Source organism: Phyllobacterium sp. GQ127 (assembly GCF_059758635.1).
The window spans coordinates 551983-576929 of record NZ_JCAXDZ010000001.1 but is presented as its reverse complement, the minus strand read 5'-3'; the positions used below and the strand labels follow the sequence as shown (position 1 = coordinate 576929).

Annotated in this window: 18 protein-coding genes and 1 tRNA gene; 9 read left to right on the top strand and 10 right to left on the bottom strand. The window is 51.3% G+C overall.

Annotated features, from left to right (window positions below):
* Positions 1-70 precede the first annotated feature (70 nt).
* Complete coding sequence (locus AC6CHM_RS03005) at positions 71-1015, bottom strand: AEC family transporter (RefSeq protein WP_498171935.1); 945 nt, start codon at positions 1013-1015, stop codon at positions 71-73.
* Positions 1016-1104: 89 nt separating this feature from the next.
* Here AC6CHM_RS03005 and hspQ point away from each other — a divergent pair, with 89 nt between their 5' ends.
* A complete protein-coding gene (gene hspQ, locus AC6CHM_RS03000; protein ID WP_162802495.1) occupies positions 1105-1437 on the top strand; it encodes a heat shock protein HspQ in 333 nt (110 codons plus the stop codon).
* A 64-nt stretch (positions 1438-1501) separates the two neighbouring features.
* Here the strand turns inward: hspQ and AC6CHM_RS02995 are convergent, their stop codons facing one another.
* Positions 1502-2122 carry an invasion associated locus B family protein gene (locus tag AC6CHM_RS02995; RefSeq protein WP_115053113.1) on the bottom strand — a complete coding sequence of 207 codons (621 nt, stop codon included), beginning with the start codon at positions 2120-2122 and terminating at the stop codon, positions 1502-1504.
* 288 nt (positions 2123-2410) lie between these two features.
* Here AC6CHM_RS02995 and AC6CHM_RS02990 point away from each other — a divergent pair, with 288 nt between their 5' ends.
* Both AC6CHM_RS02990 and AC6CHM_RS02985 read left to right on the top strand, forming a co-directional pair.
* Positions 2411-4228, top strand: a complete 1818-nt coding sequence (locus AC6CHM_RS02990; protein WP_498171934.1) for an extracellular solute-binding protein — start codon at positions 2411-2413, stop codon at positions 4226-4228.
* 9 nt (positions 4229-4237) lie between these two features.
* Positions 4238-4903, top strand: a complete 666-nt coding sequence (locus AC6CHM_RS02985; RefSeq protein ID WP_354343657.1) for a DsbA family oxidoreductase — start codon at positions 4238-4240, stop codon at positions 4901-4903.
* On the opposite strand, the gene mfd is transcribed toward AC6CHM_RS02985, so the two are convergent.
* Positions 4904-8404, bottom strand: coding sequence for a transcription-repair coupling factor (gene mfd / locus AC6CHM_RS02980; RefSeq protein ID WP_498171932.1), 3501 nt, complete (start codon positions 8402-8404; stop codon positions 4904-4906).
* A 43-nt stretch (positions 8405-8447) separates the two neighbouring features.
* A complete protein-coding gene (locus AC6CHM_RS02975) occupies positions 8448-8735 on the bottom strand; it encodes an FAD assembly factor SdhE (RefSeq protein ID WP_354343653.1) in 288 nt (95 codons plus the stop codon).
* A gap of 115 nt (positions 8736-8850) precedes the next feature.
* Here AC6CHM_RS02975 and recG point away from each other — a divergent pair, with 115 nt between their 5' ends.
* A complete protein-coding gene (gene recG / locus AC6CHM_RS02970; RefSeq protein ID WP_354343652.1) occupies positions 8851-10959 on the top strand; it encodes an ATP-dependent DNA helicase RecG in 2109 nt (702 codons plus the stop codon).
* Here the strand turns inward: recG and glmS are convergent, their stop codons facing one another.
* From glmS to AC6CHM_RS02955, 3 genes are all read right to left on the bottom strand, one after another.
* Complete coding sequence (gene glmS, locus AC6CHM_RS02965; protein ID WP_498171930.1) at positions 10960-12783, bottom strand: glutamine--fructose-6-phosphate transaminase (isomerizing); 1824 nt, start codon at positions 12781-12783, stop codon at positions 10960-10962.
* 98 nt (positions 12784-12881) lie between these two features.
* A complete protein-coding gene (gene glmU, locus AC6CHM_RS02960) occupies positions 12882-14243 on the bottom strand; it encodes a bifunctional UDP-N-acetylglucosamine diphosphorylase/glucosamine-1-phosphate N-acetyltransferase GlmU (RefSeq protein WP_498171928.1) in 1362 nt (453 codons plus the stop codon).
* An 83-nt stretch (positions 14244-14326) separates the two neighbouring features.
* Positions 14327-15073 (bottom strand): cytochrome c biogenesis CcdA family protein, encoded by a 747-nt coding sequence (locus AC6CHM_RS02955; RefSeq protein WP_307284899.1) that lies wholly within the window; start codon positions 15071-15073, stop codon positions 14327-14329.
* Between the two features lie 246 nt (positions 15074-15319).
* On the opposite strand from AC6CHM_RS02955, the gene AC6CHM_RS02950 reads away from it, so the two are divergent.
* Positions 15320-15395 (top strand) — tRNA-Lys (locus tag AC6CHM_RS02950).
* 18 nt (positions 15396-15413) lie between these two features.
* Here the strand turns inward: AC6CHM_RS02950 and AC6CHM_RS02945 are convergent.
* Positions 15414-16184, bottom strand: coding sequence for a class I SAM-dependent methyltransferase (locus AC6CHM_RS02945; protein WP_498171926.1), 771 nt, complete (start codon positions 16182-16184; stop codon positions 15414-15416).
* A gap of 166 nt (positions 16185-16350) precedes the next feature.
* On the opposite strand from AC6CHM_RS02945, the gene AC6CHM_RS02940 reads away from it, so the two are divergent.
* Complete coding sequence (locus AC6CHM_RS02940) at positions 16351-17208, top strand: alpha/beta fold hydrolase (RefSeq protein WP_115053122.1); 858 nt, start codon at positions 16351-16353, stop codon at positions 17206-17208.
* Positions 17209-17222: 14 nt separating this feature from the next.
* Here AC6CHM_RS02940 and AC6CHM_RS02935 read toward each other — a convergent pair whose 3' ends face one another.
* Positions 17223-18119, bottom strand: coding sequence for a hypothetical protein (locus AC6CHM_RS02935; RefSeq protein WP_115053123.1), 897 nt, complete (start codon positions 18117-18119; stop codon positions 17223-17225).
* A 241-nt stretch (positions 18120-18360) separates the two neighbouring features.
* Here AC6CHM_RS02935 and AC6CHM_RS02930 point away from each other — a divergent pair, with 241 nt between their 5' ends.
* Genes AC6CHM_RS02930 through AC6CHM_RS02920 form a run of 3 tightly spaced genes read left to right on the top strand, consistent with a single transcriptional unit; the run spans position 18361 to position 23847 of the window.
* Positions 18361-19146: an ImuA family protein gene (locus AC6CHM_RS02930; protein WP_498171924.1), complete on the top strand. Its 786-nt coding sequence runs from the start codon at positions 18361-18363 to the stop codon at positions 19144-19146.
* Complete coding sequence (locus AC6CHM_RS02925; protein WP_498171923.1) at positions 19049-20602, top strand: Y-family DNA polymerase; 1554 nt, start codon at positions 19049-19051, stop codon at positions 20600-20602. Before AC6CHM_RS02930 ends, AC6CHM_RS02925 begins: the two co-directional genes overlap by 98 nt.
* On the top strand, positions 20599-23847 hold the full coding sequence (locus AC6CHM_RS02920) for an error-prone DNA polymerase (protein WP_498172640.1): 3249 nt from the start codon (positions 20599-20601) through the stop codon (positions 23845-23847). The genes AC6CHM_RS02925 and AC6CHM_RS02920 overlap by 4 nt, the downstream gene beginning before the upstream one ends.
* Here AC6CHM_RS02920 and AC6CHM_RS02915 read toward each other — a convergent pair.
* Complete coding sequence (locus AC6CHM_RS02915; RefSeq protein ID WP_498171921.1) at positions 23831-24943, bottom strand: alcohol dehydrogenase family protein; 1113 nt, start codon at positions 24941-24943, stop codon at positions 23831-23833. The genes AC6CHM_RS02920 and AC6CHM_RS02915 overlap by 17 nt on opposite strands.
* Between the last annotated feature and the right edge of the window lie 4 nt (positions 24944-24947).

Here is a 24947-nt window from a genome sequence, read left to right as displayed (position 1 = left end):
GCAAATCATTTGCAATTATAAGCATTCCAAACTGCCGACTGCAAGTTATCGCCGGAAGAATCTGAATATTTTATGGGATAAGTCCGTTCGTCATGGCATAGAGCCAAAGCGTCAAAGTCAGGATCGAAAAAAGCGTGGTGGCAAGAATGCTGCTTGATGCGCGCTCGACCCAAACTCCATATTGTTGCGCTATGACAAATACATTCGTGGCTGTAGGTAGTGCAGCCATGAGCATTGCCGTATGAATCCAGACTGGTGGAAAATCTCCGGTCAGATTCAGCATGGCGTAAATCATGAGCGGTTGGACCAGGAGCTTTAGCGGCACAATAAGATATAGCTCCTTTGGTACTCTTTTGAGCGGCCGCAATGCGAGAGTGGCACCCATTGCAAATAAGGCGCATGGCGCGGCGGCTGCTGCCAGCAAGTCGATCATTCTGGTCATTGCCAATGGAGGCGTTAGCCCGGCAACGGCAGCTCCAATGCCCAAAATTGTAGCAATAATAAAGGGATGGAAGAAAATCTTCTTCAAGACACCGAGCATCAACTCAGATTTTGAACGCTTGTCATTTCCGGAGATAGCCATCATCAGAGGTGACATGACAAAATGAAATATATTGTCGAAGCAAAAGATTAGCGCTACCGGCACAGCGGCGGGAGCGCCAAACGCCAATATCGCCAGTGGTGGCCCCATATATCCAATATTGCCATATGCGGCAGCCAGCCCCTGAATTGTGCTTTCATCAATCCTGCGAGTTCGTACCATTCCGATTAGGAACATGATCGCGAAAATGCAGAAAGTGGATGCAGTGCAACCAATAATGAAACCCCATTGCGTCAATTCAGATACTGGCGTGCGCGACAATATCTGGAAAAACATGGCAGGAAGCGCCACATATACGATGAAGGTGTTCATCCATCCCAGCGCTTCAAGCGGCTGGCGATTGATTCGCGCCACGAAAAAGCCGAGAAAAATCAGTCCAAAGAACGGCAGTACAAGATTGAAGACGCTGAGCATGATGGGCTTTTATCGTTGTGGCGGGCAAGAACCCATGATTTATGCTCGCGTGTTTTAACAGAAACCGATAGTTATAACGAATGAACACAATGACACAGATACGACATGCAAAATTTCAGATCGGCCAGGTGGTCAGCCATCGAATCTTTGCGTTTCGCGGCCTGATTTTCGATGTTGATCCGGAATTCAACAATACGGAAGAGTGGTATCGCTCAATTCCTGAGGATATCCGTCCTCGGCGCGATCAGCCCTTCTATCATCTTTTTGCTGAAAATGCAGAGAGCGAATACGTGGCGTATGTTTCAGAACAAAATCTGGTGGCTGATACGACAGGAATACCGCTCAGGCATGCCCAAATAGCGGCAATGTTCGATAAATCCGAAGACGGCTCCTACCGCGTGAAGAGGCCGCATATCAACTGAAAACCCTTTTAGGCCAATAAAAAAAGGGGATGCATCTGCATCCCCTTTTTATTGCAAGACTAAATTATTGCGGTGCTTTTGCTTTTTCCTGCTCCGCCTTCATTTTTTCCTCAAACTCTTTTTGACGCTTCTGCACTTCATCCTGAAGTGTCTTTTGGCGTTGTTCGAGTTCATTTTGCTGAAGGCCGGGGCCATCATAAGCCTGTGTGAAACCCGTCAGCGCAACATTGATCGGATTTGGCTTGTTCTGGAAATTGACCGAAGTTAGCGTAAGCTGGCTGCCCTTCTTGAAGGAAGCAAGTAATTCGTCGGACAGGGCAACTTCGGAAATGCAGCGATCCGGGAAGCAGATGGCGTAATCAACCTTGACCGCCTTGGCACCATTAACCTGAAGTCCGACGCCAGGACCGATCAAGCGCCCGGTTGGAACTGAGATCTGGAAGATTTTGCGGTTAACTTTGCCCTTGATCTCAATGAGATTGACGGCTGTCAAAAGCTGGCCGCTGTCGGCAGTTACGATATTCTGCGTATTGCAGATGTCATTGTCTTCCTGCTTGGAGCAAACCTTGAACCAGCCCTGCGGCGCTCTCTGCTGCTGGGCTGATGCTGGTACTGCAGCTGCGGCGAGCAATGCAATAGCACCCGCGATAGATGTGGTTGCAGCGAAAATCTTAGGGCTGGACATGGTCAACTGGTTCCTTTCAGCGCACTTATCCGAAGTGTGACTTGGTCACGTAAAGTTGCTCGTCTGGCTTTTGGGTGCCAAATAAGGCAACAGAGTGACCCCTTGTTATCGAACGCCGTGTTACACTGCAAGACAACGCAAATCCAGCCACCTTTTGCTGTACTTATCGATTCAATCCCGGGTTAAGCGGCGTGACGCCCTATAATTGTCGTCAAATGATAGTCTTTGACACGAATCATAATAAACCGCTCGAAAGAGCGCAGAATGAACGGGCACAGGGTCCAAAGAATGATCAGGCAGAGTTTCAAGGTTTTGGCGTTGGCTTTAGCCTTTTTGGCGACGGTAGCCACAGCAATAGCCGAGCCGAGTTATGGCCTTGCAATGCGGGGCGAACCCGCCCTGCCCGCTGACTATACGCATTTTCCTTACGCCAATCCTGATGCTCCCAAGGGAGGATCTATAACCTATGGTGTGGTTGGTACATTCGACAGCCTGAATTCCTTTCTGGTCAAAAGCTTGCGAACGACGGCACGCGGTGTCTTCAACGATCCGCAGTTTGGAAACCTGGTTTACGAAACGCTGATGCAGCGGAGTGCCGATGAGCCTTTTACGCTTTACGGTTTGCTGGCGGAAAAAGTTGAAACCAATGACGAGCGGACATGGGTTGAGTTTACGCTCAATCCAAAAGCCAGATGGTCCGATGGAAAACCTGTCACCACAGATGACGTAATTTTCACGTTCGAGCTTCTCGCCGAAAAAGGCCTGCCGCAATATAAACAGCGCATGGATCGCATCGACAAGATCGAGAAGATCGGGGAGCGCGGCATCAGGTTCACGTTCAACGATCAGGCTGACCGAGAATTTCCGCTGGTGCTTGGTTTAATGCCGGTTTTACCGAAACACGCCATAGATCCAGAGAAATTCGACCAGTCTCCTTTGCGTATTCCGGTAGGCAGTGGCCCCTATATCATTTCCAAGGTTCAGCCAGGCCAGCGAATTATTTACAAGCGCAATACCGACTATTGGGCCGCCGATATACCCAGCAGACGTGGATTTAATAATTTCGATACAATTACTGTTGAGTATTTTCGAAACGAGCAATCGCAATTCGAAGCCTTCAAGAAAGGTGTCTTCGACATTTTCATGGAGGGTGATCCCAATAAATGGGCCTCTTCGTATAATTTCCCTGCGTTTAAAGAAGGCCGTGTCGTCCAGGAGACGTTCGAAACTAAAGCACCGTCCAATATGTTCGGTTTTGTTTTCAATACGAGACGGGCCAAATTTGCTGATCGTGATGTGCGCGCTGCCTTGGGATTGATGTTTGATTTTGAATGGACCAACCGAAATCTCTATGCGGATCGTTACAAGCGTCTTGCCAGCTTCTGGCAAGGATCGGATTTGTCGGCGTTGGGTGTCCCCGCCAATGAAGCAGAGCGGCAACTGCTAGCGCCTTATCCTGATGCCGTGGCACCTGACGTAATGGACGGCACCTATGTGCCCGCAAAGACAGATGGATCCGGACGCGACCGCAAGGAGATGAAGCGTGCTTTTGATATCCTGACGGATAAAGGCTTTTCCATCAAAGATGAGAAGATGCAGGATGCCAAAGGTAACGTTCTTAGCTTCGAGATATTAACCAGGTCCGTGGCGGAAGAGCGTCTTGGACTTGCCTATAAGCGCACGCTCGAACGGCTGGGCATTGGAGTCACCATTCGCACTGTTGACGATGCGCAATACCAAAAGCGGCTCGAAACATTCGATTATGACATGATATTGGGCGCTTATTCCGGTTCATTATCGCCTGGCTTTGAGCAATTCCGACGTTGGAGCAGCCAGTTCCGCGATATTAATGGCAGTTTCAATTATGCTGGCGTAGCCGATGCTGCAGTTGATGCTTTGATCGGCAAAATGCTTTCGGCGCGTAAGCAGAATGAGTTTGTCGATACAGTACGCGCGCTGGATCGAGTGCTCATGTCCGGAAATTATTTTGTACCGATCTATTTTCAGCCATCACAGTGGGTGGCAAGATGGACTCATATCAAACATCCAGACAAGACATCGCTTAATGGCTACCAATTCACCACCTGGTGGTCAGACAAAAAATAGGCCCCTATAATGACCGAAAAGAAATTCATAATAGATGTTGTGTCCGACGTTGTTTGCCCATGGTGCTTTCTAGGTAGAAAGCGTCTGGAAAACGCCTTAGCAATGAACCCTGATATCGAGGCCACCGTGAATTGGCGGCCGTTTCAGCTTGATCCGACCATTCCGCGCCAAGGTAAGGATCGCAATCGATATATGCAGGAGAAATTCGGCAGCTCCGACAAGATATTCGAAATCCATCAGCAACTGATTGAGCTTGGCAAGGAAGAAGGCATTGAGTTTGATTTTGAAGCGATCAAAATCAGCCCGAATACACTTGATGCGCATCGGCTGATCCGATGGGCATCGCAAGCCACGCCCAATGTTCAGGACGCAGTGGTTGGAATTCTCTTTTCGTATTATTTCGAACAGGGAAAGGACATTGGTGATCGTCAGGTTCTGCTTGAAGCTGCTGAAGAAGCAGGCATGGATGTCGCCATTGTCGATAGCCTGCTTGCTACGGATGCTGACACTGTCGGTGTCCAACAGGAAATTGATACCGCCAATCAGGTGGGCGTGCGCGGCGTTCCCTGTTTTATTCTCGACCAGAAATATGCGGTTATGGGCGCGCAGTCAGCAGATGCGCTTGCCGATGCCATTCGCCAGACTGCCGATGGATACGAGCCGCGTCCTGTTTGATCAGGACGCCTCGGCCAATTTGGCAAGCTGGGTCATTACGACTGCCGCTCCGTTAAGCCGCTTCTCCGCCGTCGGCCAATCGCGAACAAAAACAACGCTCTGGTCGGGGCGAATCTTCGCCATAGACCCCTGTTCGCCAATCATCCTCACCAAGGCAGCAGGGTTGTTGAACGTCTTGTTGCGGAACTGAATGACGACGCCCTTTGGTCCAGCATCGACCTTTTCCACATTCGCCCGGCGGCAAAGCGCTTTGATGTAAACGATTTTAAGCAGATGCTGGACCTCTTCCGGCAATGGACCAAATCTGTCGATCATCTCCGCACCGAAGCCGTCAATGTCCTGAAGTTCTTCGAGGTCTGCCAAACGGCGATAAAGGCCGAGGCGCAATTGCAGATCAGGAACATAGGTTTCCGGTATCATCACAGCAGTGCCTACAGCAATTTGCGGTGACCAATGTCCGTCTTCAACCTCACCTGTTCCCTTGATTTCGGCGACTGCCTCCTCAAGCATCTGCTGGTAAAGTTCGAAACCGACCTCACGAATATGGCCCGATTGTTCTTCGCCGAGCAGATTACCGGCTCCGCGGATGTCCATATCGTGGCTCGCAAGTTGAAAACCTGCGCCAAGCGTATCAAGAGATTGCAGAACTTTCAGTCTGCGATCCGCCATCTGGGTGAGAACCTTGTTTGCAGGTAGTGTGAACAAAGCATAGGCGCGCTGTTTCGATCGCCCCACACGCCCACGCAATTGGTAAAGCTGAGATAGGCCGAACATGTCGGCGCGATGAATAATCAACGTGTTGGCAGTGGGAATATCAAGCCCTGACTCAACGATCGTGGTCGATAGAAGCACATCATACTGGCCATCGTAGAATGCATTCATAATGTCATCGAGCTCGCCCGGTGCCATTTGCCCATGAGCCACAGCCACTTTGAGCTCCGGCACCTGTGCATCAAGGAACTCCTTGATTTCATTGAGATCCGAAATGCGCGGGCAGACGTAGAAGCTTTGCCCGCCACGATAGCGTTCGCGCAACAATGTCTCGCGAATAACGAGCGGATCGAAAGGCGAAACAAAGGTACGTACAGCCATGCGATCCACTGGCGGTGTCGTGATAAGCGAAAGCTCGCGAACGCCGGTCAAAGCCAACTGTAAAGTCCGCGGAATTGGTGTCGCAGACAAAGTGAGCACATGAACATCCGATTTCAGTTCTTTAAGCCGTTCCTTGTGTTTGACGCCGAAATGCTGCTCTTCATCGATAATCAGAAGGCCTAGATTCTTGAACTTGATGCCCTGCCCGAGCAGCGCATGCGTACCAACCGCTATGTCGACCTGACCTTCGGCGATGCCTTTTTTGTTCTCGGCAAGCTCTTTCGAACCGACCAGTCGTGAGGCTTGCACAACATTGACTGGCAACCCCTGAAACCGGGACGTAAATGTCTTGAAATGCTGCCGGGACAGCAAGGTGGTAGGCACGACCACCGCGACCTGAACGCCGTTCAGCGCTGCTACAAAAGCTGCGCGCAGCGCCACTTCTGTTTTGCCGAATCCCACATCGCCGCAAATCAGGCGGTCCATCGGTTTTCCAAGCGATAGATCATCAATCACCGCATCTATCGCGCGGTCCTGGTCTTCGGTTTCGTCATAGGGGAAGCGAGCCGCGAACTCGCCATAAAGACCCTCAGGTGGCAGTAATACCGGTGCGCCGCGCATTTGCCGTTCGGCAGCAATGCGTATCAGATGCCCCGCAATATCGAGGAGACGCTTCTTGAGCTTGGCTTTACGGGCTTGCCATGCGCCGCCGCCGAGCTTGTCCAGAATGGCAGTCGATGTCTCCGAGCCGAACCGCGATAGAAGCTCGATGTTTTCAACAGGTAGAAAAAGCCGATCATCACCAGCATAATGCAGTTCCAGACAGTCATGTGGCGCCCCCGCTGCCGTAATCGTACGCAAGCCGATGAAGCGGCCGATACCGTGGTCAACGTGAACGACAATGTCTCCGGCATTCAGGGCAGCAACTTCGCTGATAAAGTCCCGGTCCCGCTTACGCCGCTTGGAATGGCGAATGAGACGATCACCAAGAATATCCTGTTCGGCGACAACAACGAGCTCGCCTGCATTGAATCCAGTTTCAAGCGACAAGACGCCTGCTGTAACTTTGTCGCGAGCAAGCGCTTTAACGGTGCGCAAATCTTCGACCAACTCGATCTTCTCAAGACCATGCTCGCTCAGAACTTGAACGAGCCTGTCCCGCGTTCCCTCGCTCCATGCAGCAACAAGAACTTTCTTACCGGCAGCACGTTCATCGGAAATGTGCTTGACCACACTGTCAAAGACGTTGGTATCCTTGGCGGTTCGTTCTTCGACAAAAGTACGTCCGCGATGCACACCCGCGTGAATCGTCGAGCGCCCCGTTACAAATGGCGCATCAAATGGAGTAAAGTCTATCTTTAGTCCTGAACTAAGTGCTGCTGCTTCAACCTGGTCCGGCGTTAGATAGAGCGTTTCCGGTTCAACAGGTTTGTATGGAATTGTATCGCCCGGTTCCTTGCCATCGGACTGCCGCTTGCGGGCTTCATAGTGATCGACCACCATTTTGTGGCGCTCAGCCATGGATTCATGTGCAAGATGATCGAACACAACGGGCATATCGCCTGCATGGTCGAAAACGGTTTCGAGGTTGTCGTAAAATAACGGCAACCAATGTTCCATGCCCGCGAAACGGCGGCCCTCCGAAATCGACTGATAGAGAGCGTCATCACGTGACGGTGCACCGAATTTTAGAACATACTGAGTGCGAAAGTGGCTGATGATCTCAGGCGACAGCGTAATTTCGCTCATCGGCTGCATCGAAAATTCAGTTTTCTGGCTGGATGTACGTTGCGACGCGGGATCGAATGTGCGGATCGTTTCGAGCGTATCGCCGAAAAAATCCAGACGAAGCGGCTCTTCGGCGCCCGGTGCGAAGAGGTCCAATATGCCGCCGCGTACCGCATATTCACCAACATCACGAACTGTCGGAACACGCTCAAAACCATTGCTTTCAAGGCGTTGCACGAGAGAGTTCATATCGATTCTATTGCCTGGCTTTGCCAGAAATAGCTGTTTGCTGAGTATTTTTCGTGGCGGAAGTTTTTGCAGGACCGAATTGGCAGTCGCCAGAATTACGCCCGGATGCTTGCCCTGCCGCATGGCAGCAAGGCCAGCAAGTGCGCTCAGACGGCGAGCAGAGGTATCCGCCCCGGGGGAAACGCGATCATAGGGAAGGCAATCCCACGCAGGAAGTTGCAACACTGGCAATTCCGGCGAGACAAATCCCAATACCTGCTCAATATCCGCAATACGTTGTCCATCACGCGCGATGAAAAGCACGGGTCCACCGGCCCCCGCTTCCGCAACGACCTTTGCCAGAGCAAATGCCTCATAACCATCGACAACGCCGTCAACAACAATGTGTCCACGTGCATCCGGTTTCAGTCCGAGTTTGGTAAAAGCAGTCATTTCGATTTCAGGATTTCATTTCAGAGTCAGGCCTTGGCACGACCTAATATTTCAGACTATGGCGAGAGGCGACAACCTTGTGAAAAATCGGCGTGTCGAATTCGGCGGGTACTTCTGCTTCGCCTGTCACCCATTTTAGCAGGTCACGGTCCAGCGCTTCCATGAGAGACTCATATTGGTCAAGCTCTTCTTCAGACAAGCTGTCAATGTTGGCGTCGGCAAATTGACCTAGAATCAGATCCATTTCACGCATTCCGCGATGCCAGCAGCGAAAAAGTATCCGTCTTTGCCTTGGTGGCAAGTCAGCGGTTGTGCGACTGCTTCCAGTCATGAGCAAGCTCCGTTTGTAATATTCAAGGCACCGATCAACTGATGCGGCTGGGTATAGCCTGCCTTGTGGCATCTGTCAGCCTTGCAACGCAAATCGAACGCGTTAAACGTTACATATGCGTCCTTCCCTGCTTGATCCTTTATTCGCCTCGGTTCGTTCGCTTTCGGGTATTGGCCCGAAAGTATCCATCCTTTTGGGGACATTGCTCGGAACACAGCCGCCGGGAGCCGAGCCGCGTGTCGGCAATCTTGTGTACTTGCCGCCCCATAGCGTCATAGATCGTCGTAATCGTCCCGGCATCGCCTATGCGCCCGAAGGTGCGATTGTGACCCTTGAAGTCCGCATCGACCGCCACCAGCCAGCGCCAAGCGGTCGCAGCAACGTCCCCCATCGCGTTTACGCCCATGATGATACAGGTGAAATCAGCCTGACATTTTTTCATGCAAAGCAAGCCTGGCTGGAAAAAGTCATGCCTGTTGGTGAAACAATTATCGTTTCCGGCACCATGGAATGGTTCAACGGACGACCGACGATGGTCCATCCGGATCATATTGCAAGTTTGGAGGATGCGGCTTCACTTCCATTGGTTGAGCCGATCTACCCACTGACAGCCGGATTGTCACCCAAAGTCCTGGCAAGAAGCGTTCAGGAGGCACTCGGCAAAACGCCAGACATGCCCGAATGGATTGATCCACCTGTCATTGAAAAATACAATTTGCCCTCCCACCGCCAGGCTTTGCAAACGCTGCATAATCCGCAAGACCCAAGTGATATCGCGCTTGATCACCCCGCAAGGCAGCGGCTAGCCTATGATGAGTTTCTGGCCGGGCAATTGGCGCTTGCTCTGGTTCGTATGAAAACGCGCCGGCTTTCCGGTCGCAAGCTTGAGGGAGACGGTCATCTCAAGGCGAAGATCATCGCTGCACTTCCCTATAAGCTGACCAATAGTCAACAACAGGCAATCGAGGAGATCATAACCGATCTGCGTGCGCCGGACCGCATGCTGCGGCTGTTGCAAGGCGATGTTGGTTCCGGCAAAACTATTGTTGGTCTGCTGGCCATGGCTCATGCAGCAGAGGCTGGCGGCCAGTCAGCGCTCATGGTGCCAACGGAGGTTCTTGCCCGGCAGCACTTTGCAACAATTTCGCCCTTCGCGCAAAAGGCCGGGCTGCGGGTTGCATTGTTGACGGGGCGCGAAAAGGGCCGCGAACGGGAGGAGATTCTTGAGGGACTAAGAACCGGCGCGATCCATATTATCGTTGGAACGCACGCGCTCTTCCAGGAAAAGGTCAATTATCACGATCTGGTATTGGTGATTGTCGATGAACAGCATCGTTTTGGAGTGCACCAGCGCCTGCTTTTGACATCCAAAGGCACTGCCCCTGACATGTTGGTTATGACAGCAACTCCAATTCCACGTACCTTGGTACTCACCGCATTTGGCGATATGGATGTGTCAAAACTGACGGAAAAGCCTGCTGGACGCCGCCCGATTACCACAGCAATCCTGCCGATGGAGCGGTTGAGCGAACTTGTCGAACGCATGCGTACAGCCATCAATGAGGGGCAGAAGATTTATTGGATCTGTCCTTTGGTGGAAGAATCCGAATTGGTCGATCTTGTTTCTGCCGAGGAGCGCTTTCAATCTTTGCAGCCACTGTTGGGCAGTCGCATCGGGCTGGTTCACGGCCGAATGAGCGGTGCCGAAAAAGATGCGGCAATGGCTGCTTTCAAGAGTGGTGAAACGCGGTTGCTTGTTGCCACTACCGTCATTGAAGTCGGGGTTGATGTTCCCGATGCAACCATAATCGTTATCGAGCATGCAGAACGCTTTGGCCTCGCGCAATTACATCAGCTACGGGGGCGTGTTGGTCGTGGAGACAAGCCTTCCACCTGTCTTTTGATCTACAAAGGCCCGCTTGGCGAGGTCGCGCAAGCACGCTTGAAGATCATGCGCGAGACTGAAGATGGCTTCCGTATTGCGGAAGAAGACCTGAAATTACGCGGTGAAGGTGAACTTCTAGGTACACGTCAATCCGGCGTACCCGGCTTCCGGCTTGCAAATATCGAAGCGCATGCGGAGTTTCTTGAAGTCGCCCGCAAGGATGCGCGCTATATTCTGACGCGAGACCCGGAACTGCAGAGCGCGCGCGGCGAGGCCCTACGCGTTCTGCTATATCTTTTTGAGCGAGACGAAGCAGTCAGGCTGCTTCGCGCTGGCTAATCATTCCACTGTGACCGATTTGGCTAGGTTGCGTGGCTGATCAACATCCGTTCCCATGAAAACGGCTGTGTAATAGGCCAGCATCTGGATCGGCAGCGTATAAATGATCGGCATGATAATCTCCGGCATGTCGGGCAGGACAATCGTATGCCAGGTTTTCAAACTATTGGCCGCAGCGCCCTTTTCGTCAGTAATGAGAATGATCTTGCCGCCGCGCGCTGCTGCTTCCTGCATGTTGGATATGGTTTTTTCAAACCAACGATCATGTGGAGCAATGACAATGACCGGCATCGATTCATCAATCAGCGCGATTGGTCCATGCTTTAATTCACCTGCGGCATAGCCTTCTGCGTGAATATAGGAAATTTCCTTGAGCTTCAGCGCTCCTTCAAGAGCCAATGGATAATTGGTGCCACGACCGAGATATAAGGCATGTTTGACTTGGCTGAGTTCACGGCTGATCGCCTCGATCTGGCTCTCAAGTTTCAATGCCTGGGTGGCATAACGTGGGATCTCGGATAGCTCACGCACAAGCTGGCGTTCTTCCTGATCGGTGATGGTCCCTCGCATTTTGCCAGCAGCGACGGCAAGGGAGGCCAGAACGGAAAGCTGGCATGTAAACGCCTTGGTGGATGCGACACCCACCTCTGGTCCGGCAAGAGTCGGGAAAATTGTGTCTGACTCACGCGCCATCGTCGATTCTTTGACATTGACGATGGTGCCGACTGTGAGGCCCTGCTCCTTGCAATAACGTAACGAGGCCAGCGTATCGGCTGTTTCTCCCGACTGCGAAACAAACAGAGCAAGACTGTCTTTCGACAGCGGCATTTCGCGGTAGCGGAATTCAGAGGCAACGTCGATATCTACCGGTAATCTTGCAATGCGTTCAAACCAGTATTTACCAACGAGACCGGCATAAAAAGCAGTGCCGCAAGCCGAAGCTGCAATCCGGTCAACTTTTGCAAAATCAATTGGCGCGGCATCGGCCCGAATGGTTCCGTTGGCAAAATCCAGATAGTTGGCAAGCGTGTGAGAAATAACTTCCGGCTGCTCATGGATTTCCTTTTCCATGAAATGTCTGTGATTGCCCTTGCTGACCAAAAATGCCGAGCCGGCGGATTTTTGCATGGCTCTATGCACTGTTGCGCCGGATTCATCGTAGATCGTCACGCCGTTACGGGTCAAAACTGCCCAATCACCATCTTCAAGATAGGATAGATTATCCGTGAAGGGCGCGAGCGCTATAGCATCGGAACCCAAGTACATTTCGCCTTGCCCGTACCCTACGGCAAGCGGCGGCCCGTTGCGGGCTGCAATCAGCAAATCCTCCTGTCCCTTGAACATGATGGCGATTGCAAAAGCGCCCCGCAACAAGGGCAGTGACTCACGAACAGCTTCGATCGGGGCAAGGCCACGATCTAAAGCACGCGTCACCAGATGGGCGACAGTTTCTGTGTCTGTTTCCGTTTCGAAAACATAGCCGTCAGCTTCCAGCATGGAGCGAAGCTCAGCAAAGTTTTCGATAATCCCATTGTGAATGACAGCAAGGCGCGGCGTTGTATGTGGATGAGCATTGCGGACGATCGGCGCGCCGTGCGTGGCCCAACGCGTATGGCCAATACCAATTGTTCCGCCAAGCGGGTTTTCTTTGAGCAGGTTGTCGAGGTTTATAAGTTTGCCTTCGGCCCGGCGACGGTCAAGCAGGCCATTTTCCAACGTTGCCACACCAGCAGAATCGTAACCACGATATTCGAGCCGCTTGAGCGCATCGACCAGAAGGGGGGCAACCTGTTCCCGTCCGATTATTCCTACAATTCCGCACATATAAAACTCCGATGCCTCAATTTACCACTTCTGCCTATGGCTCGTCGCCATGGCAGAAAGCCTATTACCTAACCCTTGCATGATTTAAAGGGACTGCCCTACTCTGCCTTTTTCGACAGCTTCAAGGCAGCATATCGCGCCCGCAATTGGACGGCACGCCCTTCCTTAATTTCTTGACGCGCTCTACCAAAGGCCAGCGCATCTGCCGGCACGTTTTCTGTAATCACACTGCCGGAAGCAACATATGCATTATCACCTATCGATACCGGCGCAACGAGAGACGAGTTGGACCCTACAAATGTGTTGGTTCCAATTTCAGTATGGTATTTGTTGTAACCATCATAATTACACGTAATCGTGCCTGCGCCAATATTTGCGTCCGCACCAACGGTAGCATCTCCGATGTAGCTCAAATGATTTAGTTTGGCGCCCTGCCCAATCTTGGCGTTCTTCACTTCAACGAAATTGCCCACTTTTGCTTTTGCCGCGAGATTTGCACCCGGACGAAGACGGGAAAACGGGCCAATACTTGCGTTTGCTCCAATGCTTGCACCTTCAATATGCGAAAATGCGTGGATTACAGTACCGGACGCAATCGAAACACCCGGGCCAAAAACAATATTGGGCTCCAGCGTAACATCTGCCTCAATCACTGTATCATGAGAGAAAAATACTGTTTCCGGCGCTTGCATGGATACGCCTGCCAGCATCATTTCGCGGCGTTTGCGGTTCTGCCAGATTGCTTCCGCTTCCGCCAGTTCCAGGCGCGTATTAATGCCGATCACATTGTCCGGAGAAATCTCGATGGCAACAACAGACTTCCCTTGCGAATTGGCGATCTCCACCACATCGGTCAGATAATACTCACCTTTTGCATTCTCATTCTTAATCATGTGAAGCAATGCCAAGGCACTATCACCACGCAAAGCCATCAGACCGCCATTGCAAAACCCAATTTTCTTTTCGGACTCGCTTGCGTCCTTTTCTTCACGAATCGCAATTAAGCGGCCATCCTGTTCAATAAGGCGGCCATATCCATGGGGGTTTTCAGGCCGAAATCCCATCACCACAATGTCTGAACCGCCAGCCAGTTTCTCACGAGCCATTTCCAGCGCAGATGTTTCGATGAGCGGGGTATCACCAAAAACCACGATGATGTCGTCGTAACCTGCCTCTATGGCAGATTGTGCGGCAAGAACGGCATGTCCCGTGCCAAGGCGCTCCACCTGCTCGTGAACGGTGATATTGCTGACGAGCGCGCGCACGGAGGTTTCAACCTTGTCGGCGCCACGGCCCACCACCAAGGCTATATCGCTGCCTCCAGCACCTTGCACTGCCTTGGCGACGTGTCCCACAATTGGTAATCCGGCTATTTCATGCAGCACTTTCGGCAATGAGGACTTCATCCGCGTGCCCTCTCCGGCAGCGAGAATAACCGTAAGACAAGTGCGTGATGTCATGGTTCAGACTTTCAGTTTGGCCAAAGCGTTATCAGGCTGCAACATGGCACAATGCTGGTTGCAATTTGGTAACTTGCGCTTCTTTAGCCAAGTTGGCCGAGGATGGGAAATGTTTCAAGCAGCCAGAATGAAAATGTCTGCAGCCCTCCGGTCAGGAAAAGTACTCCTGTAATCACCAGCAGTCCTCCCATGATTTTTTCGACCTTGCCAAGATGCATGCGAAACCGGGATAGGAATCGCATGAACACACCGGAAAATAGCGCGGCAATAATGAAGGGAATGCCGAGCCCAAGAGAATAGATCGCAAGCAGTAGCGCCCCGTCAGCGACAGTATCGCGTGCTCCAGCCAGCGCCAAAATTGGACCAAGCACCGGTCCTATGCATGGGGTCCAGCCAAATGCGAATGCCAATCCCATAATATAGGCTGCAAAGGGATTGGCCGGTGCTCCTTTGCTTTGAAAGCGTGCCTCGCGGGATAGAAAAGCTAATCTGAACACACCGAGGAAGTTCAATCCCATAATGATGATGATGATTCCGGCCAGGATGGCTATTTCCTGCTGCCACATGCGCAGGAATGCCCCAATTGTCGATGCGCCTGCACCCAGTAGAACAAAAACTGTGGTGAATCCCAAGACGAAGCAAAAGGACGATAAAAGGAGCGCGCGCCTGACCGGTGAAATTTTGGCGGTGGAAGCATCAGCTCGGAAGTCTTCTACAGTCACCCCTGCCATGTAGCACAGGTACGGCGGCACGAGAGGCAGCACACAAGGTGAAAGAAATGAGAGCGCCCCGGCCCCGGCGGCAGTCAGATAGGAAACATCCAGCGCCATATGCGCTCCTTCATGGTCATTCAGGTTGCGCCGGATTAAGCCGAATCTGTTCGGATTTCCAATCACCTTTTCGCCATTCCTCTGATCAAATACCGCATTACGGGGTAGCTCTGCCGGGGAAATTTGAAGAAAGCTGTAAAAACAACGCTTTTTATCACAGAAACTATGCACAATAGCTGTTGACCGATTGCCATCTCGCACCTATGTTCCGCCGCACTTCCCGAGGCCAGTTTATGGCTTTCAAGGGAGCGCGTAGCTCAGCCGGTAGAGCAACTGACTTTTAATCAGTAGGTCCGGGGTTCGAACCCCCGCGCGCTCACCATCATTCCCGCAAAATATCCTATTCTCTTCGAGCGGTAATTATCCAGGCGCGGGAGTCAAAGAGCACCCCGTCAGTGGTCATATGAGTCTCAAGCAGATTGCGCAGCCGTTGCAAGGCAGGTTCGGGTGCTTCATTCGTTTGAGCAAGCATATCCTTTATAGAGAAGATTTTCATGAGAGCGTCAAACGCGCTGTCGACAGATGCTCCGTAGAATACCGGTTCCCGCACGTCGATAAAATCGACGGATACAAACCCTGCGGTATTGAGAAGCTCTTTGGCGGTAGCAGGCTCACCAAGGGAAAACGCCTTCCGGGTTTCCGGTGAGGCCATCGTGGTCGGAGCTACGGTTCGCCGAATGGCGCCAGACCATTCATTTTTATCCTGGTTCTGCCATACCATCCATGCCAGTCGCGCATCGGGACGCATGGCGCTGGCAATATTTGCAAACGCGGCAGCCGGATCAGAGAAGAACATAGCGCCAAACCGGCTGATGCAAAGATCGAATCTGGCTTGGGGAAATACGTGGCTTTGGGCGTCGCCCTGCTCAAATGAAACATTTTTGAGCCCAGAATCATTTGCCCGTTGCCTGGCAACTTCCAGCATATCGCTTGACGTATCCACACCAATCGCCTTGCCATTGACAGCAAGGCTGGCGGCATCGCGCGTGGTTTGTCCTGCCCCGCAACCCACATCAAGCACATGGTCACTCACTCCAACGCTGGCAGCGGCAATCAAGTGTTTGGTGTGACGTTTTAATTCTGCGTCATAGAAATCTGCACGATCCAACATTTGAACCTCTTCTGGTTTCTGCTGTCATTGCCGGCGGTTGCTTCTTTGGCAAGACTGGTTGCATTATAGGATCAGTTATGTAAGTTCACAACCAATGTAGTTGCTGTTCGTTTGAGACGAGGCTCGAGGCATTGACACCTCAGATGCTGTGCAGGGGGATGACGAAATGAATGAACGGATCATCATTGCTGACAATGTAGAGATCGCCACGCAGGCTTTTGGAGATCCAACCCATGAGCCTGTTCTGCTTATCATGGGCGCCATGGCTTCCATGTTGTGGTGGCCGGAGGGGTTTTGCAAGCAACTCGCCGCCCAAAATCGCTACGTCATTCGTTATGATAATCGGGATACCGGCCTTTCGACCGCTTATGAGCCGGGAAACCCTGACTATACAATGGACGACATGGCTCAGGATGCATTTCGCGTGCTCGACGCCTACAATATCAAAACCGCACATCTGGTCGGTATGTCGCTGGGTGGTATGATCGCGCAAATGGCCACTTTCGCCCATCCTGAACGCGTAAAAACGCTGACCTTGATCTCAACCACGCCCATCGGCGTTGATACCTCCAACCTTCCGCAGACGAGTAGTGCCTATATGGAGCACGCAGCGACAGGCGAGAGTGTTGATTGGACCGATAGCGCTCAGGTCATAGATTTTATTGTTAAAGATACGCAGATGATTGCAGGTACACGGCATCCCTATAATGAGATGCAGGCCCGTAAACTCGTAGAGCATGATGTGAAGCGTGCTAAAAACTTTGCCAGCGCTACCAATCATTTCATGTTGAAAGGTGATGACAGCTGGGACAACAAGCGCGACGAATTAGCTAAACCTCTTCTCGTTGTCCACGGCACAGCGGACCCGATTTTTCCGATCGAGCATGGCGAATTGCTGGCACAAAGCGTTCCAGGTGCAGAACTTCTCCGTGTTCCAGGTGGCGGCCATGAAATTCACCTTGAGGATTGGGATGACATTATTCGCGCTATCGGCGCTCACACAGGGCTTAACTGCCGCGCCTAACTTTTCAGGCGGACTTAGTTTTCTTGTTCCGTTGGGCCAAGAAGCCTGTCTCTTTCGCTTATAAAAGTATCAAGCGCCTGATGACCCTTGACTGTCCAGAAAGCGGCTTCCGGCTCGTAATCATATCCCATGAGTTTGGGGGGAATATCCACAGTGGAAAAATTCTGAATCGTTTTGCTTGCAAATTCGCAGACGTAAAACGGTAGAATCTGGTCGATATGATATTTGGGTTTCTTCCCCAAGCTAACTGCTATCGAAACGGCAATTGCATTTGCCAATCGCATTGAACCTGGCGAATTATTTAAAAGAACGGCAGATGCAAGAATTTTGCGCCACGGATGTTTTTCATTCCTTCTAAATATGAATGCTCCGCTTTGATGGTCGAAATCAGATGGAATTATTGGCCAGGGAGACCGATTCATCACGGCGTCGACATCAATCATAAGAAGGCGTTCGACACCAGCTTCCAGAATTAAAGGCGCTAGCAGGAAGCGTGCGGCGGTATAATAGATTTCACGGCGTGGCAGCCCCTCTGCCAGTGCGCATGGATCAATAGAATAGGTCAGCCTCACGTGCTTGAGAGTCTTGGAAAGGGTAGCCGCTTCCTCGATGACCTTGCCGGAAGGTTGAAGAAGCAGAAGATGGAATGCCTCAGGCTGACCTAGACGTTCGATGGATTTGATCAGTCCCAGAGCGAAATTGTAGAAATAGCGATCATCGCATGCTGCCAGGAGAACATTACCTGAATTTGGCAAATTTCCCTTTATACTTTCACGAAACAGCTCTGTTTCTCGGGCTCTGACCTGTGGCAGCTTTAGCGCCTGCCGAGCATTCCGCCTCAACATCCAGCGAAATAATAGTGAATGTCTCTTTTCCGATTTAGGTATGGGAGCGGTGGATTTGGCAGACATGCGATCATTTCTATAACTTTGAGCGTAGTTTCACCTCAATCTATAACACAACCATTATCGCGAAGAAGGGCTTCAGAACCAGATCAGAAATCCTTCCCATGAGTCTCAACAGCGAAAGGCTGGATGCCTCTGAAATCTGCAATTGATGATCTGATTCTAACCATTCGCATCGGGAAGCGCTTGACACCGGATACCTTAAATTTGATAATGGAACATATCATGAACAAACGAGGGTTCTATAGTGGCGATCGTCGATCTAACGGCGTTAAGACGCGATATTGCGTCTTTAAATGAGCAAGGCACGCAAGGTGTGTCTGGCTCTGCCTTTGATCTTGGCTGCCGGACTGTAGACGGCATATTTCGGGGTGGCCTTCAGCGGGGCGCTCTGCATGAGATTTTTGCGAAGGAAAGTGGGGACGCAGGTGCCGCAACAGGTTTTGTTATTGCCCTCGCCTTGCGCGCATCAGCCAACCGAAGCCCCATTCTTTGGATTGAAGAAGATTTTACAGGCAATGAACATGGCTTTCCCTATGCTCCCGGCCTGCATTATTTGGGTCTCGACCCGGAACGGGTGATTTTCGTTCGGTGCTCCTCGCCTCATAATGTTTTAAAGGCTGCAGCAGACAGCCTTGGCATTCGCGGTATGGGAGCAGTTATTATTGCGCCGTGGGGCCATCCCAAATGTCTGGATTTGACTGCCTCGCGAAAATTACTGCTTAGCGCACAACAGGCCGAAGTGCCCGCCTTTCTCCTGAGGCTGGGAGCTGTTCCGGGTGAAAATGCTGCCGTCACACGGTGGTTAATTCGTGCTGCAACCTCACAATCCCCTGGTGCAAACGCGCCGGGCAACCCTGTTTTTCAAGTCCAACTCATTCGCAACAGGCAGGGCAACACAGGCCAATGGCTATTACAATGGGAGAGTGAAAATCATGTTTTCCAACGGATCGAGCCGGTTTTTGGCTCTGTGGTTTCCACATCTTCCTACGGATCGTCTCAAACGCGAAAATTCGCAGCGCGACCGTTCTGATCAGTATCTCATTGTTGTTGACAAGATTGCCAATACTTTACGGCTGGTAGCGGTTGATCAGAGAGCTGCAAAAGCAGGTCTATACAAAAGCATGACTTTGGCTGATGCACGTGCGCAGTTTGAAAAGCTGGATATCGCATTTGCCTCACCTCGTCAGGATTCCGCATTTTTGGAGCGTCTGGCAGATTGGTGTGATCGATACACGCCTCTGGTCGCTTTTGACGATCCGGATGGTCTTATCCTCGACATTACAGGCTGTGTTCATCTTTTTGGGGATGAGCACACTATGCTCAAGGATATTCACAATCGTCTCAATCAACAGGGCGTGGCAGTAAAATCAGCCATCGCAAGCAATGCAGCCTCTGCCCGTGCCTTTGCACGCTATTCATCCGGCGGTGTCATCGGCGATGATGAAGAAAAGAGACTATATAAACTGCACCTTGCCTGTCTTGAGATAGAAGCAGCACATCTTGCTGGTCTGAAGCGCGCAGGTCTGCTGCATGTTGGCGAAGTCGAGGTTCTGCCCCGTGCTGCCCTTGCTGCCCGTTTCGGAAAAGAGCTGATCAATCGCCTGGACAGTCTTTTTGGCAGGCAAGACCAGCCAATTTCTCCGCGCCGTATTGTGCCTGTCTGTATGGTTGAGCGACGCATGGCCGAACCATTGGTTGTTATGGATTCCGTCGAGCTTTTACTTCAATCCCTTGGCGATGAACTTTTCAGGCAATTGCAAACCCGTGTTCAAGGTGCGCGTGAAATCGAAGCGAGCTTTTTTCGTGTTGATGGAAATGTGAGACGGATTCGTATTGAATCCGGAAGGCCGCTTGTAGAGACAAAAACATTACTGCGATTGCTCAAGGAGAGGCTATCAAGCTTGGCAGAACCTCTGGATGCAGGCTATGGCTTTGATATTGTTCGGCTCTCTGCTATTCGAACAGAACAAACACATGCGCTGCAGAAAAGTCTCGACAATACGCGGCAAGAGACAGAAGCATTTGATGCGCTCATCGATAGACTTTCTATAAGATTGGGCAGTTCGCGTGTGTTGCGACCTGTTGCTATTGATACGCACATTCCTGAACGTGCTGTCATGCTTGAAGCTGCAGCCGGGAATAGATCGGATCAATCAGTTCAGTGGTCACCAGAACATTACCCTGGAAATCCTCCCGAAAGACCAATCAGACTGTTTAATCCACCCGAACGCATTGAAACGACATCAGGAGTTCCTGACGGTGCACCGGCGCGCTTTACGTGGCGCCGCGTACAGCACACGATTGTTTTAGCTGAAGGACCCGAGCGTATTGCACCAGAATGGTGGCGCGAGCATGCGGGTGCTCTCACACGCGACTATTACCGGGTTGAAGACAATCAGGGAAAGCGTTTTTGGGTATTCCGCGAGGGTCTTTATGAGCGAGGCGATCCCACCCCCCGATGGTATTTGCATGGGATTTTTGCCTGATGGATTATACTGAGCTTGCCGTCACCAGCAATTTTTCCTTCCTCAAGGGGGCGTCGCAACCCCAGGAACTGGTTCTGGCTGCAACTCTTCTGGGGCTTAAAGGCATTGGTATTGCCGATTGCAATACACTTGCTGGCGTGGTGCGAGCCCATAGCGCCAGAAAAGAAATCAAAAAAGAACAGGGTCTTTCAATAGACCTCTATATTGGTTGTCGGCTAAGTTTCACTGACGGCACGCCTGACCTTGTTGTTTATCCGCGAGATCGCCCTGCTTACGGTCATCTCTGCCAGATTTTGAGTGTGGGAAAGCACCGTGCCAAGACCAAAGGGGAATGCCATCTGCTTTTCGAAGACTTTCTGTTCAAGGCAGACAATTTTCAGATAGCTGTAATGCCTCCCGAAAATCCCGACGAAAGCTTCACGGGCTTCCTAAAAAAACTAGCTTTTGCGGCGGCGGATTGCGTTTGGCTTGGTCTGGTGATGCCGCGCAAGGGAGCCGACAGGCGTCACGGTGAAAAACTGGTTCGAATTGCAGCCGATGCAAACATTCCATTTTTGGCAGTTAATGATGTGCTTTATCACACTCCTGCCCGGCGACCACTTCAGGATGTGCTGACCTGTATCCGTGAGCATGTTACGATAGAGACAGCTGGCCGCAAACTGGAAAAGAATGCAGAGCGGCATCTGAAATCACCAACCGACATGCTGTATCTCTTTCGGTTTTTTCCGGAAGCACTTGAAGAGACGCAGCGCTTTGTGAAGCCGATCAGTTTTTCTCTTGATGATTTACGCTATCAATATCCTGATGAACCTGTTCCACCCGGCAAAACACCCCAGCAACATCTGATCGATGAAACATGGATCGGCGCCAATAAACGCTATCCGGATGGCATTCCCAAAAATGTGTCTACGATCCTGGAAAAAGAACTGACCCTGATCGGGGAGTTGGAATATGCGCCCTACTTCCTGACTGTTTATGACATTGTTACCTATGCCCGCTCACAAAATATCCTTTGTCAGGGGCGCGGTTCCTCGGCCAATTCTGCTGTCTGTTATTGTCTGGGCATTACGGCCGTTGATCCCGCCACAAGCAACCTGCTTTTTGACCGGTTTCTTTCGAAAGAACGTAAAGAACCGCCCGATATTGATGTGGATTTCGAGCATGAGCGCCGCGAAGAAGTCATGCAATGGATTTTCGAGCGATATGGGCGCGACCATGCTGCTATTATTGCAACCGTCATCAGTTATCGGCCGCGCAGTGCAATCCGTGATGTTGGGAAAGCACTGGGCCTGACAGAAGATGTCACTGCCGCTTTGGCCAATATGGTTTGGGGTAGTTGGGGATCGGTCGTTGAAAAGCAGGAAATAAAGCAGGCTGGACTTGATCCTGATAATGTCATGATCCGCCGCACCATAAGGCTTGCCAAGGAACTGCTTGGTTTCCCACGTCATCTTTCCCAACATGTTGGCGGTTTCGTCCTCACGCAGGAACGTCTTGATTTGACCGTTCCGATAGGGCCCGCCGCCATGAAAGACCGTACTTTCATCGAATGGAACAAGGATGATATTGACGAACTCAATATCATGAAAGTCGATGTTCTTTCGCTTGGCATGCTCACTTGTATCCGCAAGGCCTTTGATCTCATTCATCTACACGGTGGTAAACGCTATGGACTTGCGGACATCCCATTGGATGATGACGACGTCTACGACATGCTCTGCAAGGCAGATTCCCTTGGGGTCTTCCAAGTGGAAAGCCGTGCTCAAATGAATATGCTGCCGCGTCTTCGTCCGAGGAAATTTTACGATCTGGTTATTGAAGTCGCCATAGTAAGACCGGGACCCATTCAGGGGGATATGGTTCATCCCTATCTGAAACGCCGTAATAATCCTAACTCAGTGACTTATCCCTCACCCTCGCCTGAGCATGGTCATAAGGACGAATTGAAAGAGGTTCTTGTCCGAACCCTTGGCATCCCTCTTTTTCAAGAGCAGGCAATGAGTATTGCCATCGTAGCAGCAGGTTTTACCGGCGATGAAGCCAATCAATTGCGCCGCGCCATGGCAACTTTCCGGCATGTGGGAACTATTCACAAACTGGAAAACAAGATGGTGGAAGGCATGGTTCGCCGAGGCTATGAAAGGGATTTCGCTCAAAACTGCTTCAACCAGATCAAAGGATTTGGTGAGTATGGTTTTCCTGAAAGCCATGCTGCGAGTTTTGCCATCCTGGTCTATATTTCATCTTGGATTAAGTATCATTATCCCGCTGCTTTCGCGGCGGCATTGTTGAACTCACAGCCTATGGGTTTTTATCCGCCAGACCAGATTATTCGCGATGCGCGCAAGCATGATGTCGAAGTACGTCCTGTAGATATTAATTTCAGTCATTGGGACAACACATTGGAATCAAAGGAAAATGGTGTTTTATGCACAAGACTCGGTTTTCGTCAGGTCGACGGTTTTTCAAAGCCTTGGGCCGACTTGATCTGTGAGAGAAGAAAGCAAGCCTATACCGATATTGAACAGGTAAGGCGTCTGACGAAACTTGAAAGACGGGCTTTTGTCTTGCTTGCCGATGGAGATGCATTTCGTTCGCTAGGTATCGACCGGCGAGAGGCACTTTGGGCCGTGCGCCGCTTCCCTGACAACACGACGTTGCCCCTATTTCATGCGGCTGAAACAAATGAGTTGGCTACGGAAGTCAAAACGGTTCTTCCTCAAATGAAACTCTCTGAGCACGTCATTGCCGATTACGAATCGACAAGGCTTTCGCTCAAAGGGCATCCGATGCAGTTTTTGCGAGAAATGTTTGCGTCAGAAGGCGTTTCCACATGCCAATTTGCAAATAGTCTGGCGAATAATAAGCGCGTCAAACTGGCTGGAGTGGTGACTGTTCGGCAAAGGCCTGGAACTGCAAAAGGCGTAGTCTTTATGACTATTGAAGATGAAACAGGCATCTCCAACATTGTCATCTGGCAAAAACTCCTCAACATTTATCGTAAGGAAGTGATGGGATCTCGGCTGATCCAGATCGAAGGAATAGTTCAAAGCGCCGATAATGTGGTGCACATCGTTGCCAGAAAGCTTATCGATCGGACTGGCGACCTTTATCGTCTCTCTGAGCAGCGGGCCATTTTGCCCGTATCACGCAGTGACGAAGTCAACCATTCTGTCCAGGAAGACGCGCGGGCGCGTCATCCCAGAAATGTTCGCATAATGCCGAAATCTAGGGATTTCCATTAATTCGGATATTGTCGAATTTGGCATCCGGCACGACAACCAGTTTCCCGACAAAGGATTTGGCCATGAAATCCGTTTGTGCGCGGTGAAACTCAGAAAGCGGATAGACGCCGCCAACAAGCGGCCGGATCTTGCCTTCTTCGATATAGCGCACGATCCGGCGGAAATCTCCCCGCGTGCCCTGCGATGAGCCATGCAAAGCCAGTTGTTTAAGATACATGGTGCGAAGATCGAGCTGCACAACAGGTCCAGCAATTGCTCCGGCTGTGGTGTAACGACCCTCAGCTCTGAGAATGCGCAGCAAATCGTTGAATATTGAACCGCCAACAAGATCGGCTACGACGTCAATTGGCTCTCCGCCGGTCGCATCATTCACCGCTGCCACAAGGTCATTGGTGCCCCGTGTGATCACTGCTTCAGCGCCAATGTCGAGCAATGCCTGTTCTTTGCCCGCTCCCACAAGCGCATAGGGAATTGCACCCCGAGCCCTTGCAAGTTGAACAATACCGGAGCCCACGCCACCTGATGCGCCAGTAACAAGCACTCGCTCTCCTGCCCGCAATCCGGCACGTTCCAGCATCTGTTCGCCGGTTAAATATGCACAGCAGAAGGTGGCAAGTTCGATATCGCTCAAATCCGTGTTGACGTAATGGGCATTTTCAACCGGCACGGTTACATATTCGGCATAACCGCCATCGCGTCCATGACCAATATAATCGATATCGGCAAGACTATCATCATCGCGATTATAGATGGAAAAATCGACCATTACGCGTTGCCCGATTCGCGCCTTGTCGACGCCCTCGCCAACAGCAACAATCGTCCCGACTATGTCAGTCCCCTGAACGCGCGGAAACCTTAATGTCGGCTCTTGTCGGCGCCAGGTTGAAACGGCGCCAGCATCTTCCTCGGTGCCGTAGGCGCCTTCCCGCACCCAGACATCCGTATTGTTCATACCGCAAGCGGTTATTTCGATAAGAACCTCGCCCGGCGCAGGTGTAGGAACCGGCGTGTTCTCATTGTAAATCAGCTTGTCGAGCCCGCCATGGCCAATGAGTTGTATAGCGGCCATGGTCTGCGGAATGTTTTGCTCTTTCATTCTG

Coding starts and splice junctions, on each gene's coding strand:
- AC6CHM_RS02990 (WP_498171934.1), top strand. CDS start 2,411: ATGATCAGGCAGAGTTTCAAGGTTTTGGCGTTGGCTTTAGCCTTTTTG.
- glmU (WP_498171928.1), bottom strand. CDS start 14,243: ATGACATCACGCACTTGTCTTACGGTTATTCTCGCTGCCGGAGAGGGC.
- AC6CHM_RS02995 (WP_115053113.1), bottom strand. CDS start 2,122: ATGTCCAGCCCTAAGATTTTCGCTGCAACCACATCTATCGCGGGTGCT.
- AC6CHM_RS02940 (WP_115053122.1), top strand. CDS start 16,351: ATGAATGAACGGATCATCATTGCTGACAATGTAGAGATCGCCACGCAG.
- AC6CHM_RS02915 (WP_498171921.1), bottom strand. CDS start 24,943: ATGAAAGAGCAAAACATTCCGCAGACCATGGCCGCTATACAACTCATT.
- AC6CHM_RS03005 (WP_498171935.1), bottom strand. CDS start 1,015: ATGCTCAGCGTCTTCAATCTTGTACTGCCGTTCTTTGGACTGATTTTT.
- AC6CHM_RS02935 (WP_115053123.1), bottom strand. CDS start 18,119: ATGTCTGCCAAATCCACCGCTCCCATACCTAAATCGGAAAAGAGACAT.
- recG (WP_354343652.1), top strand. CDS start 8,851: ATGCGTCCTTCCCTGCTTGATCCTTTATTCGCCTCGGTTCGTTCGCTT.
- AC6CHM_RS02925 (WP_498171923.1), top strand. CDS start 19,049: ATGTTTTCCAACGGATCGAGCCGGTTTTTGGCTCTGTGGTTTCCACAT.
- glmS (WP_498171930.1), bottom strand. CDS start 12,783: ATGTGCGGAATTGTAGGAATAATCGGACGGGAACAGGTTGCCCCCCTT.
- AC6CHM_RS02955 (WP_307284899.1), bottom strand. CDS start 15,073: ATGGCGCTGGATGTTTCCTATCTGACTGCCGCCGGGGCCGGGGCGCTC.
- mfd (WP_498171932.1), bottom strand. CDS start 8,404: ATGACTGCTTTTACCAAACTCGGACTGAAACCGGATGCACGTGGACAC.
- AC6CHM_RS02945 (WP_498171926.1), bottom strand. CDS start 16,184: ATGTTGGATCGTGCAGATTTCTATGACGCAGAATTAAAACGTCACACC.
- AC6CHM_RS02985 (WP_354343657.1), top strand. CDS start 4,238: ATGACCGAAAAGAAATTCATAATAGATGTTGTGTCCGACGTTGTTTGC.
- hspQ (WP_162802495.1), top strand. CDS start 1,105: ATGACACAGATACGACATGCAAAATTTCAGATCGGCCAGGTGGTCAGC.
- AC6CHM_RS02975 (WP_354343653.1), bottom strand. CDS start 8,735: ATGACTGGAAGCAGTCGCACAACCGCTGACTTGCCACCAAGGCAAAGA.